This window comes from Stenotrophomonas sp. YJH_SMC_6, from assembly GCF_059371335.1.
The window spans coordinates 140,090-156,548 of the sequence record NZ_JCAFUM010000010.1; the positions used below are offsets into that span (position 1 = coordinate 140,090).

Genomic DNA, 16,459 nt, shown 5'->3' on the forward strand with positions numbered 1-16,459 from the left:
AAATCGTGACCGAATCCCGAATCACGCTTCCATTTGGCTGAGCTGGGCGGTACAGTTCGCATCATGGACAGTCTCAACAACCCCTATGCCGCTGCCATCGCTATGGAGCGCGCGAAGATTTCCGAGTATGAGAAGCGGATCGCGGCTTGCCGCGGGCGCATCGCGGCGCTGGAGGGGTTGGCTGATGCTGAACCGGACGATGTCGATGCAGCCTTGGAACGGAAGCTAAAGGGATTGGACAGCGGGGACTGGTACACCGTTGAAAGCGAGGAAGTTCGGACGCGAGTTGCCGCGCCGCCCTCGCTAGCTACCTACTCCCCTCCGATTTATCCAGGGACTCCGCCGCTTCCAAAGCTGCCTACTGCTGAGACTGATCCATCCGTACAGTCCGGGTCGACGGCGTCTACACTCGTCCCGCCACCGCCACTGCCACCGCCAGGGCCGTTCGTTGGGCGAGCTGCGCTGCCCAGTTTCTTTTTTGCTCCACCACCAGGACCAACGATGCTGAACCCACTTAAAGGGGAAAGCGTCCATAGGTCCGAAAGTGGCGATTTCGTGTTGCCGAAGCGTCAAGTCTCGGCACAGGCAATTGAGCTCCTGCGCTTTCTGCGCGCCCCAGCCACATCAGATACAACGTTCGCGTTCACTGAGCGACGCGGTATCAAAATGAATCGCGCTTCACTTAGCACGTTCTTGTACGCCTATCGAACCAAGTACGGCTTTTTGGACTTGCAAGCAGACGGACGGTACGTGCTATCGGAACGTGGTCGCAATTACATCGACGCACCGGCGCGTCGCGATATCAAATTTGAACCCTCTGACGCGGGTGCAACCGCGTCAGAGGAGGAGTAACGCAGGTGATGGACCTGACCCGAACCGAAGGGGCTGACTCGGTATGGAGGATGCAAATGGTGCTCACCCGCCATCCCCGAACAACATAGATTTCGGCCGAGCGGATGATGTTGGCTCTTGCTGACAGTCATGTCAACTGGCCCCAAAAAAAGCCCAATAGCGCGGCAACGCTATCGGGCTCTGGCATGGCAGTGGAGCGTCCCTCTGCCACCTGCAGCTGTCTCTTAAAGACGGGCGGACTGTAACACCCGTTTTAGGCTGCGGGCAAATATCGCCTCCAAAGCCCCTTAGAGGACTTTGGCCATGGACTGCATTGCAGCCAAGCCCAAGAGCGTGCGCGTGCGTGCTTACACCAGGATTCGCTTCGGCAGCCTGGAGCATGTTTGCCAGCACTGGCGCTCTTACCCGCATCAGCTGAGCCTGTTCTGATGCATAGCGCCCGGTCTATCCGGGCGCTACCTTTTAGGGCTGCCCTTGCGTTCGCCGCCCTGCCGTCACCCAAGCCTTCATCGGATCCTTCGCCCTAGGCTTGGTATCGGCCGGCGGCTTGCGTGGCGCCAGTGCCGCCTTGATCCGCTCGACCTCCTTCGCTCCGGCCTCGGCCAGGCGCCGGGCCTGTTGCTGCTGCTCGCGGGTCGGCGGCAGGCCAGGTGGTGGGGGTGCCGGCTGGATCGGCGTGGTGTCAGTCAGCCGCGCCACAGCCGCGCGCAGGCGCATCTCCGGGTAGAGCCTGGCCGCACACCACCGCTCGGCATAGCGTTTGCCCTGACTGATGCTGGCCGCCGGAACGTCCTTGCTCAGGCAGCCTCGGCGAATGGTTCGACCAGCGCACCCAGCATCTCCATGGCTGTCGCTGGCGGCGTGCGCTCGGCTCCGCGCTGGAGGAAGCCGATCCAGTCAGCACGAACCAACATCAAAAGTTCTCCAGGCGATACGGGGACCAAACGCATCGGCCAGTATGGAAGCCGACGCTGCCCCACCCGCCCCCTGGCCAGCTCGATCAGTTCAATGTGGCTGGTTGAGCCCGCGGCTCTGGAGAAGGCCACATCTAAGCCATCTGGCGGGCCTTCCATGTACGCCAAGAAGCGGCTGCCATCGAAGAGGGTCACGCCAGTGACCCCTGCATCCCGGTTGAACCGCCTCGCGTCCGCCATCAGCCCTACAAGGTGAGCACTGTCGAGCCCTGGCATCGCCTCACTCACAAATACCACCGCTCGATTTGGCACGGCCGGCTCCGTCATCCTCTAGAGACTGTGAAGCCTATGCCTACACATGTTCACGACGCGTGCTGACCCATGGGATGCCGTCACAGTTTGGTTCCCGCTGGCCTACACGCCCCGGGCACGGCCGGCCGGACTACTCTCCGGCCTTGTGTGACCGATTCGTCCAGCTTCCTGCCCCTAATCGCCAGATCGGCCCTAGGTCCTTCACGACCGCCTGGCCCTGCTGAAGGAACCCGATTAGCAGACGGCCACCAGCGACCTGCCGGCCCATCTGCTCGTTGAGGTAGTTGGCCTGGAGCCGCCCAGCCGTCATCAGATCGGACTGCAGCATGCTGGGCGCGACACCTTTAAGTGGATCACCAGGTGATGCGAAATGGCCACCAATCGGCTGGACCGTGGTTGCGCGCCGACTGTTGCTCTTGGCATAGGCAGTGGCCATCATCCGGCCACTTCCCGACGACCAACCGGCCAGGATGATCTCGGTCCCCAGTTGTTCGATTGGTAGGTCAGCCTCCGCCGCCGCCCTCTCGTAGTTCAGCCACAGCTGGTCCATTACTGATCCCATCTCGGCGGACAGCTTCTCAATGGAGAAATCCGCACGGAAGCTAGCCTGCAGGACCAGCTCGTAGATCTTCAGGAAAAACTGGGCCGCACCTCTCGCCGCCAGCAGCACGTTGTGCTGCGGTATCAGGAGCATCTTGGCACCAGCAGAGTGGGCACCGGTAAGCGCATCCTCCGCAAGCGTATCTACTGCAATGACAAGCTGGTCACGGCTGATCAGAACATTGAGGATGCTCATGGGGCGCGTCCATTGGCAAGCCGAGACTATGGCTGGAGCACTGCCCACTGGATCTGAACCGGCGCGGCGCTGCGTAGCTGCTGCACCAGCGGAACGGCCCGCCCGGACCATCCTTGCTGATCCACGAGGCAACCCATATACCGTCGTTCAGGGGTCGAGCGGCGGCGATGGAAGTCGTGATGGCCGCCATGCTAGGTTCCAACCGGGTAGAAGGGAGCAACCTCAATGAATCGACGCTGGTGGGGCGTGAGTGCATTATTCGTTACGGCAGTGGCTTCAGCTGCGACAGCCGACACACCCGAGGGTGAACTGAGCGATCCCTACGGCTATACCCGCAGCGTACGCCGTGCTGAACTGGGCGCGCTGCAGGCGATGGGCAAGACGCAGGGCGCTAAGGGGCTGCTTGGCCAGACAGGCTTCTACCGTGTCCGCGGCGAAATCGACCGCTCCAGCAAGGCCGCCGAGCAATGTCTTCAGGCGGTGGCCAACGAGCCCCGCGAACAGGTAAAAGGTATCGAGTACCTATGTGCGGCCTCCTTGGCAGGCAACTTACTCATCCAGGGCGATATTGCCGGATGGGCGACGCAGATGATCCAAGTTCGAACGCTGCTGGACCGCGATATCCGCCCAATGCTCAAACAGCAAGCGGGCGACATCCACCTAGCGGGCATCAGCGAGCCGCATTTCGAGCGCTTCACAGCCTGGCCACGCACTGCCTTGGCGGCACAAACACCTCCAAGCGATATCCATGTTCCCATCCAATTGCAAAACGAACTGCCTACACTCAGCCTGAAGATTCGCACTAAGGCCGGTGAGCGCGAGCTGCGCGTACACGTGGACAGTGGCGCAGCGCATTCGCGCATCGGGCGCACGCTGGCAGCCGAACTCGGGCTGGAACTCACCGAAGGTTTCATGGTTGCCGATGGAAAGGCTGGGGCGGTGTATGCGCTGGCGTCGCCGGTGACTCTGGACATCGGAAGTGTTCTGGTGCGCGATGTCTCCTTTGCAGTGCTGGGCAAGGACGATCTACCGCGCATCGGCCTGGACGTGTTGCGCGCGCTTGGACGGGTGCGTATCAACCAAAACGCCCTTGTGATCCAGGCCGCTGCCAGCCCGGTGCCATGCGCGCGACGGATGGCGACACTATCCTCGCTGTGGGGCGATGCGTATGACGTCCGCTATCCGATCCGTGCCGGCAAGCAGAATGTGCTGGTCAAGGTGGATACCGGATTCAACGGTGGCTTCCAGGCGCGCGGAACGCTGCCCGCGCGCCCACCGGCAGCTGCTATACGGCGCAAGAACGTGATCACCACCGAAGGCAGCGAAGATATCCAGTACGTGGAAGCAACCACGCCGGTGATGATTGGCGACGAAGTTCTGAACCTCCCGATGGACCTAGGCCTTTCACCTGGGCCCAGGCCGTTGTTCAATCCCGAATGGCGCTTGGGTTTTGCTTCAACCCAGCGTTACAGCCTGTACATGGACGTTGCTGGCACCTACGGTTGCCCAGTTGCCGTTGCCGAAGCACCACCGCTGTTGCCACCGAAGCCAGTTGCCGCGCCGCCCACCGGCGACTGATCGGCGCTGGACGAAATCGTCAATTTGCCAAAATCGCAGGGTCGAGCCTGGTTCGACTCTTTGTCGGCGAGCCGCTCCTCACGCGCCCCGGTCGAGCGGCCTGCGGCCCCAAGCGCCGCGCCGAACCAAAAACGCTAGACCCATGCAGGGATGTCTGGCCACCCCTCAAGTCAGCCAAAAATGTATGTTCTATGCCCGTTCTGTCCAGTGAACCCGATGCATCCGAGCCAAGAAGATCGTCGAATTGCTAAGGTCCAGCGATTCCGCCTAGGTTTCCAGCAAACAAGGTAGCCCGATGTCCATTCATCAACTGAACGTTTGTGGCTCAGCACAGATGCTCCGCGCCCTCCGAGGTCAACTGGAAAAGGCCGAGGCCCACGCCAAGACCCTCGGATATGATCCGGGCAACTTGCTGTTAGCGCGATTGGCGCCAGATATGCACCCCCTTGCCAAGCAGATTCAGTTCGTATGCACCCAAGCCCGTGAAGTGATCAGCCGTCTCGGTGGCAAGCACCTGCCGACACTCCAGCCGCCGAGCGACATGGACGAAGCACGTGCGCTCATAGACCAAACGCTGGAGTACTTGACCACCAGTGAAGCGGAAGAGATCGATGCCGGCGCGTCGCGTCATGTTGCGATCGAACTAGCCGATGGCCTCGCCTTCGATATGAAGGGCGAGGAGTACGCAGCGAACTGGGCAACACCTCAGTTCTACTTCCACCTGATAACCGCCTACTGCATCCTACGCCACAACGGCATCCCCCTGGGGAAGGCAGACTATGTGCCCCACATGTTCGCGTGGATACGAAAGGACGACTAGCTAGCCGCCGGTGATGGAGGCCTCCCGCGTCAGTCGCACGGTCAACACGTCGCCGCGGAACAACGGCGAGAATCTGCGATTGCCCGTACCTTGAACTGCCCAGCCATGGCTGGGCAGCAGGGGATCACATGAAGACGTAACCCAAAGGACCGTCAAGGATAGCGCCAGGCGCCCCGTCGCAATCCGCGCGAAGGGTATCAAAATGCCGCGACTTCCCCTCCCAGAGATGGCGACAGCGGTACAGGGGAACAGTACCTGGCAACTGGGCTTGCGAGATGTAGCCCCGCAGATGCGAGTATGGGAGCATCGGCTGCCCCTCACAGTTCACGTCGGTGCTACTGAAGGTGTCCCAGGGAGTATGCGAGACACATTCGCGGATCGGCAAGCTGTTCTCAAAGGGAGTCAAGGAGATGAACCCCAACGTTCCCTCAATGTGCCACCCTTCTTGCAAGAAGCTACCGTAATCCCAGTTGACGCTCATGTGTGAGCCAAGGTTCGGCCTGTAGATGCGGACGACCTCCATCAATGTCACCCCGGGCGGCACGGCCAGCGTCGGGTCCATCTGAACTGCTGCGTTTGCCGCGGCGGACATATCGGATTGGCTAGCAGGCGCCGAGGCTGCGGTTCCGGCTGCCAGAAGCAACGAAATTCCCAAAAGACATGCTTTCACGGACATCTCCATTTCTTCAATCGCGAGCATCTTGCTCGCCGGACCATCCTAGCTGGGCTTGCAAGCGCGCGACATGACCTAGTTCCCATAGCGGAAAACTTCGCTGTGTCACCCGAATCGCAGCGGCACCTCGGTCAGGTGCAATCGGTCAGTAGTTCGTTGCATCCACTGCCATCACGATCCCGACTACGGTCTGGTTTGGCGAGCCGCCAGTCCCGATTTTCGGGATGGTGATGGCGTTACCGAACAGGCCGTGCTTCCCGCTAACGCCCTGCCCGTTGCCGATCCCCATCACGGTGAAGCTGTTCTGGAACGTACTGGTGGCCGGCGCGCAGATCACCCCGGCGACAGTCTTGCCGGCGAAGTCAGGGAACCTATCCTCTTCCATACCGCCATTGGGAAAGACGCCGCCTACACCGATGATCCGCATGGGCTTTGCGCCCAGCGCATACGTCAGGCTGCCGTTCGCATCCGACAATGCCAGATACTGCGCATCCTCGTTGGCGGGGCGATCAAACACGTACGCCCAGCCTTGCAGGCGCGCGGGCGTATTCGTCCACAGCGTCAGCCGGAACTGATTCGGACCGATCTCCTGAAGCTGAGGGAAGAACGGATACGGGTCACCGATGAATGCCACCATCGGAGCCTCGGCATTGATCACCATCTCCGCATACTTCCAGTTGCCTCCTGGGTTGTTGCCGGGGTAGATCACCGGAGACACGTCGATGCGTATTTTCTGCTTCAGTACGAGCGACGGGGTGTCCTCGCTAATCAGCATGGTCCCAGCGTCTCTCAGAATCTCCACCGCTGCCTTTGCCATCATCGCACTCCGTGGTAGAACTTGACCGGCTTGATAGTGCCGACGAACTGACCGCTGCCATTTTTGTTCAGTGCCCAGTACACCCGACCATTCACGTAGCCGACCACGGGAACGTAGCCCAGCGAGTCAGAAGGAATGATGGGAATGTAGAAGAACTCCCCTGGCGGCAGATTGGCAGCAAAGCCATTGCCGGGCGTTGCATCCGACCACGCCACGCCGCACAGCAGGCCCAACCGGCTGGCGAGGTCCCATAGCCGATTGCCGTTATCATCGTTCACTTCCATCACAATCTGCATGCCGCCTCCTGTCGGTTGCGGAGGGCCGGGTTCCCAGCCCTTCTTGGTTGATCAAGGCACAACGCCCCATCGCATACGTAGGCGCCCGTTCTGGTCGTAAACACGCCAGTTTCCGTCGCTGTACTCAGTGCGCATACCGGCGCTTGGGGATGCGCGAAGCCGCAGCCGCGATTACCGATCTGATCGAAGCTGCGCAGGCAGCACGCGTGTCGATGCAGCACATGCGTGGACCGGAGTCGATCATTCACGCCCGCACTGCGGAACTCGATGCCGCTCTCGCCCGCGTCAAAGGCGGTGTCGCATGAGCCGCCAGTACCGCGAAGATCGCCCGACTCTGGATACTCATCTGTCGGCACTGGAAGGCGCGGCGATGGACGCGTTTGACGCCGGCTGGGACGCATACCCGCCGGGTGCGCGCTGCATCGTTCGCTCGCAGCGCTATGGCCACGCACCGGTCGAACGCGAGGCGTTGATCGTTAGCACCACTGTCCACCTGCACATGAGCGTCAACGGAAGGCCGTGGGCTTCGATCAATGTGCGCACGAAGAACCTGAAAACCGGGAAGTACCGCATGTTCTGCCCGTCCGTCGAAGTCGCCGGCCAGCCGAGCATTCGCGTTAAAGGCGGCCGGCGGTGACCGACCACGACTTCTTCGCCACCATGGCCGTCTGCATCCCGCCCATCACCCCGCCCGTCGGCCCGGCGCCCGCGCAGGCCGATCCCATCACTTGGCTCTGCCCTTCTACGGGGGGAGAACCGACGTTGCATTTCTCGAAGCCATTCTTAGACCCAGTGCCAGGCATGCAATCGCTTAAGCACGGGCGGCTCTCAAGCCTATGCAATTTCAGTACTCATCACCTCATCCAGCAGCTTCAGTGCATCCCGGAAGCAGGTAGCTGCACCCGAGACATTTCGCTCGAGGCTGTCGAAAACGCGCTGCTGCTCCTCTGGATTGTTTGCCTTCGCCAACGCTTCGGCAGCGGCGCTTGCGGTGTAGGTTCTTCCCAAGCCCATGGCAATCGCCTCTCCGAGCTTCCTTGGAAAAACGTGGAGTCGTCCGCTCTCCCTACCGAGTCGCTCGAGTCCAGGACCAGCTGCCCAGTTTTGCAGCAGTGCCAGATTATCTTCCGTTCGGACCGCCCATGCACGCGCGCCCTCCTTGCGAAGCGTATTAGATGTCTTCGCAAAATGGGCTGCTGCGTCTGCCACTTCGGGAAACAGAAGTGCAGCGAGTACTGCCGCTTCTCTCAATCGGAGCCGCTCATCGCGAACCTTAAGCTCGTGTGCCAGCCGATAGGACGCATTTGCCGTTCTGTTCGCCGCCTTGGTCAAGTAGAGGACCGCTCCAGCGCCAAACGCCGCCACGAGCACGGCAGCCCAGTCAGCGATGTTTCCCCAGTCCGCCTCAAGCGGACAGAACTCAATGGTCATAGATCCTCCCAGTTGAGGCAGATTCTGCCACGGCAAAATCGCCTTAGGAGTGACCTCCATGGCTGACCAGCTGCTCACCGCTGCACCAGTACGCAACGTCACCAGCGCGCAGTTCATTGCGTCGCCCGGCTTGAGCGTCCTTGCCGCTCGGGTCCAATGTCTGCTGTCGTACGGCCAAGTCGTGATTCGCCCAGGTGAGCACGTGCGCGACACAAGGTTCTCCCTGCGCGCGCCCCACACAGCACCGTGCAATCAATGCCCGAAGGAAACCACCCATGGATGACGCGCGCCGCAAGATTGGCGCGTCGCAAGCGGCCCTTCTCCTGGAAAAGCTCCAGGCCCACATCGAGGAGTGCAAGATGCCATGACCCAGGAACATATCAGCCACCCGGAAGGGTTGCCGAACTGCGCCGCCGGCCACCGCGCGCGCCACATCCACGACAAGCGCTGCGCCTCCGCCGGCGGAGGCCACCTGGTCGAGTGCACCTGCAGGTCGACCAGCAAGCATGCCGATCCAGACGTAGCCATTGCAGCATGGCGCCGGCTCAACCGCCCGGCGCGCAGCGCGCGGCCGGCCGCGGTGCCAGCGGCGGCCGACAACGTCCTGCAGTTCCAGCTCGGCCTGGGCGAGCACAAACCCAAGACCCAGCGCGCAGCGCTGTTGGCGAACTGAAGGAGAGCCCGGTAGGAGCAGCTAAAAAGCTGGACATCGTCGGAAAGGACTGGCTGACCGTGAACGAGGCCGTGCACTACTACGGCGTGTCACGAAGCCAGTTCGATTCGAACATCGCCGACTACGGCATCGAACCCCGAAATTTCATGGGCAAGAAGCTCTACGAGAAGGCTGCCCTCTACTGCAATCTACGGCTCCAAGCAATGGTCAAGGTCACAATCTTCTGGCGCGATGGCGCCGCGTACCTCAACTGGCGGGAAGGCGGCAAGCGAAGCCGTGTCGCCATTGGTCGCGTCAGCCCACGCGAAGCTGAGGGCGTACGAGCAGCGAAAGAAGCGGAACTGACCCATGGAGTACGCATTCTTCCCCGGCTGCCCTCGGTCCGCGACTTCCTGGAGCCGTATCTGGAGTGGTACAAGGCCGAGCATCCCACCACGCATGGCAAGGCCAAGAGCGAGGTTCGGCTGTCTATGGCCCGCTTCGGCCATCGGCCCATCGATACGCTGCGCCCGATGGAATGGAGTCCTATAAGACGGACCGCCTGACCACGGACAAGGTTTCACCGGAGACTGTGGGGAAGGAAGTGCGCAGGCTGCAGGCCGCGTTCCGGCGTGGCGTGCAGTGGAAGGAACTGGACTTCAACCCGCTGGAGGAAACCCGGGCACCGCGAGGCGTGCGTAGCGTGGCGGTGCGGTTCTACGACCGGGCCGCGATGCGCAAGCTGTACCGGGCCAACCCCTCTCGCCCCCCCCTATGGCTATTCATGGCCCACACGGGTCTGCGCCGCGGTGAGGTGGTTGGAATGGGCAAGGATGCGGTGGCCGGGTGCAGGCTCAGGATCGAAAGCGATCCAGACGAAGATGGCCAGGGACGCACGAAGTCGGGCAAGTGGCGCGAGGTGCCGCTGAATCGGTATGCGCGCTGGGCGCTTCGCCACCTACCCGATCCGCTGGTGGCCGTGCACAGGGACACGCTGTCCGACTGGTTCGCCTCAGATGCCAAACGTGCGGGAATCGGTGGCAGCCTCCACCGACTGCGGCACACCTTCTGCGCCCACATGGTCATGGCCGGAGTGCCATTGCGACGGGTGCAGATTCTGGCCGGGCACGCTGATTACGCCACGACCGAGAAGTTCTACGCTCACCTAACGCCCGAGGGCGACGATGGCGCCGTAGCGAAGCTCAAGTACTGATCCGCACCGCTGGGACCACTGGGACCAACTCCTGTGGATATGCGGGAAACAGCGGGAAATGCACACCACTGAGTCTGACTAAGTTATTGATTCTGGTGACCCCGGCCCGATTCGAACGGGCGACCTTCCCCTTAGGAGGGGGACGCTCTATCCAGCTGAGCTACGGGGCCATGCAGCCGGGAAGTTTACAGGCAACCTACCCCACCCTCCAAGTATTCACGTTCCACCCGCTTCCGCTGGCGCGTTGCACCATGGCCGGACAGGCCGCTCTGCTACCATCGGCGATTCAGTTCATCGCGTCCCCCACCTGCCCGCGATGGCACCAAACAACGTAACGAAACACAGGAGTCTGCATGTCTTCCGAGCTGCTCAAGTCCCTTGGCCTGGACGCGATCAACGCTGGCACGTACCTGGGCAACGGGGAGTGGTCGAGCGCGACCAGCGGTGAGCTGATCACCCCGGTCAACCCGACCACCGGCGAGCCGATCGCGCAGGTCCGCGCGACCACCGAGGCCGAGTACGAGACCGTCGTCGCCCGCGCCCAGGAAGCCTTCAAGATCTGGCGTACCACGCCGGCCCCGCGTCGCGGCGAAGCCGTGCGCCTGTGCGGTGAAGCGCTGCGCAAGCACAAGGACGCCCTGGGTTCGCTGGTGGCGCTGGAAATGGGCAAGAGCAAGCCGGAAGGCGACGGCGAAGTGCAGGAGATGATCGACATCGCCGATTTCGCCGTGGGCCAGAGCCGCATGCTGTACGGCTACACCATGCATTCCGAGCGCCCCGGCCACCGCATGTACGAGCAGTACCACCCGCTGGGCCTGGTCGGCATCATCTCCGCCTTCAACTTCCCGGTCGCGGTGTGGAGCTGGAACTCGTTCCTGGCCGCCATCTGTGGCGACGTGTGCATCTGGAAGCCGTCCAACAAGACGCCGCTGACCGCCATCGCCTCGCTGAAGATCTGCAACGACGCCCTGCGCGAAGCCGGCTTCCCGGACATCTTCTTCCTGATCAACGATGCCGGCACCGCGCTGTCGGAAAAGATGGTCGATGACCGTCGCGTGCCGCTGATCAGCTTCACCGGCTCGACCCAGGTCGGCCGCACCGTCAACGAGAAGGTCGCGCGTCGCCTCGGCCGCTGCCTGCTGGAACTGGGTGGCAACAACGCCATCATCCTGGACGAAACCGCCGACCTGAAGCTGGCCGTGCCGGGCATCGTGTTCGGCGCCGTCGGCACCGCCGGCCAGCGCTGCACCACCACCCGCCGCCTGATCGTGCACCGCTCGATCTACGCCGACGTGCTGGCCACCCTGGTCAAGGCCTACAAGCAGGTCGAAGGCAAGATCGGCGACCCGACCGATGCGGCCAACCTGATGGGCCCGCTGAACAGCGACGGCGCCGTGCAGCAGTTCCTCGATGCGATCGCCCAGGCCAAGGCCGCCGGCGGCACCATTGAAACCGGCGGCACCCGCATCGACCGCCCAGGCAACTTCGTGCTGCCGGCGATTGTCTCCGGCCTGAAGAACAGCGATGCCGTGGTCCAGCACGAGACCTTCGCGCCGATCCTGTACGTGATGCCGTACGACACCCTCGATGAAGCCATCGACATGCAGAATGGCGTGCCGCAGGGCCTGTCGTCCTCGATCTTCACCCAGAACCTGAAGACTGCCGAGAAGTTCCTGTCGGCCGCTGGCAGCGACTGCGGCATTGCCAACATCAACATCGGCACGTCCGGTGCGGAGATCGGTGGCGCCTTCGGTGGCGAAAAGGACACCGGCGGTGGCCGCGAGTCCGGTTCGGACGCTTGGAAGGTCTACATGCGCCGCCAGACCAACACCATCAACTATTCGGACTCGCTGCCGCTGGCCCAGGGCATCAAGTTCGATCTGTGATGGCAGACGTTTCTGCCATGGCTGCGGGTCAGAGCCCCTCCGGGGATCTGACCCCTGCCCAGGGCCGGATCCCCAATGGGGCCCCGACCCTCGACTTCACCGGTCGCCGCGTGCTGATCGCCGGCGGCAGCAAGGGCATCGGTCGTGAAATGGCGTTGGCATTTGCCGGCGCCGGTGCGCAGGTCTCGGTCTGCGCACGTGGCCAGGCCGGCCTGGATGCCCTGCGTGCCGATGCGCAGGCACAGGGCACCCCGCTGCATACCGTCTCCGCCGATCTGGCCGACGCCGGCCAGATCCAGGCCTGGCTGCAGGCCGCTGCCGATGCACTCGGCGGCATCGATGTACTGATCAACAACGCTACCGGCTACGGCATGGCCGACGACGAGGATGGCTGGGCCGCCAGCCTGCAGATCGACCTGATGGCGGCGGTACGGGCCTCGCGCCTGGCACTGCCGTGGCTGCGCGCATCCAGCGATGCCTGCATCCTCAACCTGTCCTCGATCGCCGCACAGCAGCCACGCCCCGGTGGCGCGCCCTACGCCGCCGCCAAGGCCGCGCTGTCGCACTACACCACGTCGCAGGCATTGGCGCTGGCCAGGGACCGGATCCGGGTCAATGCGATCGCGCCGGGCTCGATCGAGTTCGATGACGGCCTGTGGGATCGCCGCCGCACCGAAGATCCGGCGCTGTACCACGGCACCCTGGCGAAGATCCCGTTCGGCCGCTTCGGCCATCCGCGCGAAATTGCCGACGCCGCCCTGTTCCTGTGCTCGCCGCTGGCGCGCTGGGTCACAGGCAGCGTGCTCAACGTGGATGGCGGCCAGGTGTTGATGGGCTGATACCGGCACTCCGGTAGCTGCCAACCCTGGTTGGCATGCCTTTCGTCGACCGAGGTCGACGCCTACCAGGGCTTGCACCTCGTTCGCCCACCAGGGTCCACGCCTGCCATCGCATCCGCCGGGCATGGGATTGCCCGGGCAGAGGCACTATCATGTGCACACTGCCAAGGAGGACCCCGATGAGCGTGGCACCCCGACAGACAAGCGCCCTGGCCGTGGTCAGCCTGGTCATGGGCATCGCCAGCTGGACCGTCCTGCCCTTCGTGGCCAGCATCGTGGCCATCATCACCGGCCACATGGCCCGCGCCGAGATCCGCCGCCGCCCGCACGAACTGGAAGGTGATGGCCTGGCCGTCACCGGCCTTGTGCTGGGCTGGGTGATGGTCGGCGCCGTGCTTGCCGCCATCCTGGTCTTCATCCTGTTCTTCGGTGGCCTGGCGTGGCTGGCCGCGGTGTCGAACTGACGCCATGACCACCTCCGACAGCACTGAACGCTTCAGCAGCCGCGTCGCCGACTACGTCCGCTTCCGGCCCGATTACCCGCCCGCGCTGCTGGAATGGCTGCATGGCCCGATGGATGTCAGTCACCAGGCCCGTGTCGCCGACATCGGTGCTGGCACCGGCATTTCCAGCCGTCAGTTTCTGGCCAGCGGTCATCCGCTGGTGGCGGTCGAGCCGAACGCCGCCATGCGCGCCGCCGCCGAAGAGTGGCTGGCACCGCAGTATCCGGGCTTTTCCGCCGTCGATGGCCGCGCCGAGGCCACCGGCCTGGACGATGCCAGCATCGATCTGGTCAGCGTCGCGCAGGCGTTCCACTGGTTCGACACCGTGGCGGTGCGCGCCGAGTGGCAGCGCATCCTCTGCCCCGGTGGCCTGGCACTGATCTACTGGAATTCGCGCCTGCTCGATGCCAGTCCATTCCTGGTCGGCTACGAACAGCTGCTGCTGGACTACGGCACCGATTACACCGCCGTGGCCGAGCGCTACCAGGACGATGCCACCATGCAGGCCTGGTTCGGCCGCGGCCTGCGCGGCATGGTGGAGTTGCCGAACGTACAGCATCTGGACTTCGACGCCCTGCGCGGGCGCCTGCTGTCCTCCTCCTACGCACCCCAATCCGGTCATCCTCGCCACGCGCCGATGATCGACGCTCTGCAGGACCTGTTCGCCGCCCACGCGGTCGACGGCCAGGTCGCTTTTGAATATCGAACCCGAGCCTTCCTCGGCACGCTGGACTGAACCGACGCATGTATTCGCTTGCCCGCCCCTTCCTGTTCTCGCTCGACGCCGAGCGCGCCCACGGCCTCGGCCTGTCCGCACTGGACCTGGCCTACCGCACCGGCACCACGCCGCTGCTGGCCGCACGCATCGCGCCGATGCCCAGCACGGTGTTCGGGCTGACCTTCCCCAATCCGGTCGGCCTGGCCGCTGGCCTGGACAAGAATGGCGAGCACATCGATGCGCTGTTCGCGCTCGGCTTCGGCTTCGTCGAGATCGGCACCATCACCCCGCGCCCGCAGGCCGGCAACCCGCAGCCGCGCCTGTTCCGCCTGCCGGAACACAACGCGATCATCAACCGCATGGGCTTCAACAATGCGGGCGTGGACGCGCTGGTGCGCAATGTCGAGCGCGCGCGCAACCGCCGCGGCCTGCTCGGCATCAACATCGGCAAGAACAAGGACACCCCGAACGAACAGGCGGTGGACGATTACATCGCCTGCCTGGACAAGGTGTATCCGCTGGCGGACTACATCACCGTCAACATCTCCTCGCCCAACACCGCCGGCCTGCGTGAATTGCAGGAAGAGACCGCGCTGCGCCAGCTGGTCAGCCAGTTGCGTGACCGCCAGGAAGACCTCGCGGCGCGCCACGGCCGCCGCGTGCCGATGCTGGTCAAGGTGGCACCGGACCTGAGTGACCGCGACATCGATGCCGCCGCGCGCGTGCTGGGCGAACTGCAGGTGGACGGCGTGATCGCCACCAACACCACCATCGACCACAGCAAGGTGGCCGGCGATCCGCTGGCCAACGAGGCCGGCGGCCTGTCCGGTGCGCCGGTGCTGGAGCAGTCCACCCTGGTGCTGCGCCGCCTGCGCTCGCGCCTGCCCGAATCGGTACCGCTGGTGGGTGTCGGAGGCATCCTGTCCGGTGCCGATGCGGTGGCCAAGATGGCCGCGGGCGCGGCGCTGGTGCAGTGCTACAGCGGCCTGATCTTCCGTGGCCCGGCGCTGGTCTCTGAATGCGTGGAGGCGATCCGTCGCCGCCGCGAAGCGCCGAGCCGCGGCGCGGTGGCCCCACTGTGAGCGCGCCCATGGATACCGTCGACGGCAACGCCCCGCTGCGCTGGACGCTCACCCGCAATGCGCCACTGCAGGCGCTGAACACCTTCCACGTGCAGGCCAGCGCCGCGCAGCTGCTGGAACTGCACGATGCCGCACTGCTGCCGGAAGTGCTGGCATTGCCCGAAGTGGCCAGCGGTCCCCTGTTGGTACTGGGTGCCGGCAGCAACGTACTGATCGCCGAAGACCTGCCGGGCACCGTGCTGGTGTTCGGCAACCGTGACATCAGTTTCCTGGAACACCGCGCTGACCACGCAGTGATCCGCGCCGGGGCCGGCGTGCCCTGGCATGGCCTGGTGATGTGGTCGCTGCAGGAAGGCTTGTCCGGGCTGGAGAACCTGGCCCTGATTCCCGGCACCGCCGGTGCCGCGCCGATCCAGAACATCGGCGCCTACGGTGCGCAGGTCGGCGAGTTCATCCAGGCGGTCGAGGCCTGGGACTGCCAGGAACAAACCTGGGTACGGCTGGACAACGAGCAGTGTCGCTTCACCTACCGCGACAGCGTGTTCAAGCAGCAGATCGACCGCTACCTGATCACCGCCATCGAACTGAAGTTGCCGCTGCTGCACGACCTGCGCATGGACTATGCCGGCATCCGCGAGGAACTGCAGGCACAGGGCGTGGAGCTGCCGAGCGCAGTGGACGTGGCCAACGCGGTGATCGCGATCCGCCGCCGCAAGCTCCCCGACCCGGATGTGCTGGGCAACGCCGGCAGTTTCTTCAAGAACCCGGTGCTGCCGCTGGAACAGGTCGACGTCCTGCTGCAGCACTTCCCCGACCTGCCCGTGTTCCCGGCCGAGCAGGACGACAAGCGCAAGGTCTCGGCGGCATGGATGATCGAGTCCTGCGGCTGGAAGGGCTTCCGCGAAGGCGATGCCGGCGTGGCCCCCAGCCACGCGCTGGTACTGGTCAACCATGGCAATGCCAGCGGTGCTGAACTGCTGGCGCTGGCGCGACGCATCTCCGCTTCGGTGCTGGAGAAGTTCGGCGTGCCGATCGAACCGGAGCCCCGCCTGCTCGGCGCACAGTGGTGAACACCCC

The 16,459-nt window shown here is 63.7% G+C and carries 21 protein-coding genes and 1 tRNA gene; 14 read left to right on the plus strand and 8 right to left on the minus strand.

The features are described from left to right. Window positions 1-1,155: 1,155 nt before the first annotated feature. Complete coding sequence (locus tag AC5P9N_RS13010; RefSeq protein WP_258014503.1) at window positions 1,156-1,281, plus strand: hypothetical protein; 126 nt, start codon at window positions 1,156-1,158, stop codon at window positions 1,279-1,281. A 33-nt stretch (window positions 1,282-1,314) separates the two neighbouring features. Here the strand turns inward: AC5P9N_RS13010 and AC5P9N_RS13015 are convergent, their stop codons facing one another. The 3 genes from AC5P9N_RS13015 to AC5P9N_RS13025 form a co-directional block, all read right to left on the minus strand. Continuing rightward, a complete protein-coding gene (locus AC5P9N_RS13015) occupies window positions 1,315-1,569 on the minus strand; it encodes a hypothetical protein (protein ID WP_224481848.1) in 255 nt (84 codons plus the stop codon). Between the two features lie 80 nt (window positions 1,570-1,649). After that, window positions 1,650-2,078, minus strand: coding sequence for a BLUF domain-containing protein (locus tag AC5P9N_RS13020; protein ID WP_076739013.1), 429 nt, complete (start codon window positions 2,076-2,078; stop codon window positions 1,650-1,652). A gap of 130 nt (window positions 2,079-2,208) precedes the next feature. Continuing rightward, a complete protein-coding gene (locus AC5P9N_RS13025; protein ID WP_099485192.1) occupies window positions 2,209-2,874 on the minus strand; it encodes a hypothetical protein in 666 nt (221 codons plus the stop codon). Window positions 2,875-3,099: 225 nt separating this feature from the next. On the opposite strand from AC5P9N_RS13025, the gene AC5P9N_RS13030 reads away from it, so the two are divergent. Both AC5P9N_RS13030 and AC5P9N_RS13035 read left to right on the plus strand, forming a co-directional pair. Continuing rightward, window positions 3,100-4,452: an aspartyl protease family protein gene (locus tag AC5P9N_RS13030; RefSeq protein WP_076738975.1), complete on the plus strand. Its 1,353-nt coding sequence runs from the start codon at window positions 3,100-3,102 to the stop codon at window positions 4,450-4,452. A gap of 295 nt (window positions 4,453-4,747) precedes the next feature. Next, window positions 4,748-5,272, plus strand: a complete 525-nt coding sequence (locus AC5P9N_RS13035) for a DUF1993 domain-containing protein (protein ID WP_099485191.1) — start codon at window positions 4,748-4,750, stop codon at window positions 5,270-5,272. A gap of 124 nt (window positions 5,273-5,396) precedes the next feature. Here the strand turns inward: AC5P9N_RS13035 and AC5P9N_RS13040 are convergent, their stop codons facing one another. From AC5P9N_RS13040 to AC5P9N_RS13050, 3 genes are all read right to left on the minus strand, one after another. After that, entirely contained in the window at window positions 5,397-5,972 is a 576-nt protein-coding gene (locus tag AC5P9N_RS13040) for a hypothetical protein (protein WP_099485190.1), read from the minus strand. 118 nt (window positions 5,973-6,090) lie between these two features. Next, window positions 6,091-6,762, minus strand: coding sequence for a hypothetical protein (locus AC5P9N_RS13045; protein ID WP_099485189.1), 672 nt, complete (start codon window positions 6,760-6,762; stop codon window positions 6,091-6,093). Continuing rightward, window positions 6,762-7,058, minus strand: a complete 297-nt coding sequence (locus tag AC5P9N_RS13050; protein ID WP_099485188.1) for a hypothetical protein — start codon at window positions 7,056-7,058, stop codon at window positions 6,762-6,764. Before AC5P9N_RS13050 ends, AC5P9N_RS13045 begins: the two co-directional genes overlap by 1 nt. A gap of 149 nt (window positions 7,059-7,207) precedes the next feature. Between AC5P9N_RS13050 and AC5P9N_RS13055 the strand changes: the two genes are divergently transcribed. Together AC5P9N_RS13055 and AC5P9N_RS13060 are read left to right on the plus strand one after the other, a co-directional pair. Then, window positions 7,208-7,363, plus strand: a complete 156-nt coding sequence (locus AC5P9N_RS13055; RefSeq protein WP_158230127.1) for a hypothetical protein — start codon at window positions 7,208-7,210, stop codon at window positions 7,361-7,363. Then, a complete protein-coding gene (locus tag AC5P9N_RS13060) occupies window positions 7,360-7,695 on the plus strand; it encodes a hypothetical protein (RefSeq protein WP_099485187.1) in 336 nt (111 codons plus the stop codon). Before AC5P9N_RS13055 ends, AC5P9N_RS13060 begins: the two co-directional genes overlap by 4 nt. A 197-nt stretch (window positions 7,696-7,892) precedes the next feature. On the opposite strand, the gene AC5P9N_RS13065 is transcribed toward AC5P9N_RS13060, so the two are convergent. After that, window positions 7,893-8,606: a hypothetical protein gene (locus tag AC5P9N_RS13065; protein WP_099485186.1), complete on the minus strand. Its 714-nt coding sequence runs from the start codon at window positions 8,604-8,606 to the stop codon at window positions 7,893-7,895. A 247-nt stretch (window positions 8,607-8,853) separates the two neighbouring features. On the opposite strand from AC5P9N_RS13065, the gene AC5P9N_RS13070 reads away from it, so the two are divergent. From AC5P9N_RS13070 to AC5P9N_RS13080, 3 genes are read left to right on the plus strand one after another with little or no spacing between them, the layout of a single operon-like run. Continuing rightward, window positions 8,854-9,162: a hypothetical protein gene (locus AC5P9N_RS13070; RefSeq protein WP_099485185.1), complete on the plus strand. Its 309-nt coding sequence runs from the start codon at window positions 8,854-8,856 to the stop codon at window positions 9,160-9,162. 59 nt (window positions 9,163-9,221) lie between these two features. After that, window positions 9,222-9,707 (plus strand): hypothetical protein, encoded by a 486-nt coding sequence (locus tag AC5P9N_RS13075; protein WP_243897984.1) that lies wholly within the window; start codon window positions 9,222-9,224, stop codon window positions 9,705-9,707. Beyond that, window positions 9,680-10,354 carry a tyrosine-type recombinase/integrase gene (locus AC5P9N_RS13080; RefSeq protein ID WP_239498907.1) on the plus strand — a complete coding sequence of 225 codons (675 nt, stop codon included), beginning with the start codon at window positions 9,680-9,682 and terminating at the stop codon, window positions 10,352-10,354. The genes AC5P9N_RS13075 and AC5P9N_RS13080 overlap by 28 nt, the downstream gene beginning before the upstream one ends. A 93-nt stretch (window positions 10,355-10,447) precedes the next feature. On the opposite strand, the gene AC5P9N_RS13085 is transcribed toward AC5P9N_RS13080, so the two are convergent. Beyond that, window positions 10,448-10,524 (minus strand) — tRNA-Arg (locus AC5P9N_RS13085). A gap of 183 nt (window positions 10,525-10,707) precedes the next feature. Between AC5P9N_RS13085 and amaB the strand changes: the two genes are divergently transcribed. The 6 genes from amaB to murB all read left to right on the plus strand — a co-directional run bounded on the left by amaB (window position 10,708) and on the right by murB (window position 16,452). Beyond that, window positions 10,708-12,240 (plus strand): L-piperidine-6-carboxylate dehydrogenase, encoded by a 1,533-nt coding sequence (amaB, locus tag AC5P9N_RS13090; RefSeq protein ID WP_049403192.1) that lies wholly within the window; start codon window positions 10,708-10,710, stop codon window positions 12,238-12,240. Then, window positions 12,240-13,079: an SDR family NAD(P)-dependent oxidoreductase gene (locus AC5P9N_RS13095; protein WP_012480006.1), complete on the plus strand. Its 840-nt coding sequence runs from the start codon at window positions 12,240-12,242 to the stop codon at window positions 13,077-13,079. The genes amaB and AC5P9N_RS13095 overlap by 1 nt, the downstream gene beginning before the upstream one ends. A gap of 179 nt (window positions 13,080-13,258) precedes the next feature. After that, on the plus strand, window positions 13,259-13,543 hold the full coding sequence (locus tag AC5P9N_RS13100; RefSeq protein WP_005413144.1) for a DUF4190 domain-containing protein: 285 nt from the start codon (window positions 13,259-13,261) through the stop codon (window positions 13,541-13,543). Between the two features lie 4 nt (window positions 13,544-13,547). Continuing rightward, window positions 13,548-14,318 carry a class I SAM-dependent methyltransferase gene (locus AC5P9N_RS13105; RefSeq protein WP_099485184.1) on the plus strand — a complete coding sequence of 257 codons (771 nt, stop codon included), beginning with the start codon at window positions 13,548-13,550 and terminating at the stop codon, window positions 14,316-14,318. A gap of 8 nt (window positions 14,319-14,326) precedes the next feature. Continuing rightward, window positions 14,327-15,382 (plus strand): quinone-dependent dihydroorotate dehydrogenase, encoded by a 1,056-nt coding sequence (locus AC5P9N_RS13110; protein WP_005409365.1) that lies wholly within the window; start codon window positions 14,327-14,329, stop codon window positions 15,380-15,382. Between the two features lie 8 nt (window positions 15,383-15,390). After that, a complete protein-coding gene (murB, locus tag AC5P9N_RS13115; RefSeq protein ID WP_005413142.1) occupies window positions 15,391-16,452 on the plus strand; it encodes a UDP-N-acetylmuramate dehydrogenase in 1,062 nt (353 codons plus the stop codon). Window positions 16,453-16,459: the final 7 nt, after the last annotated feature.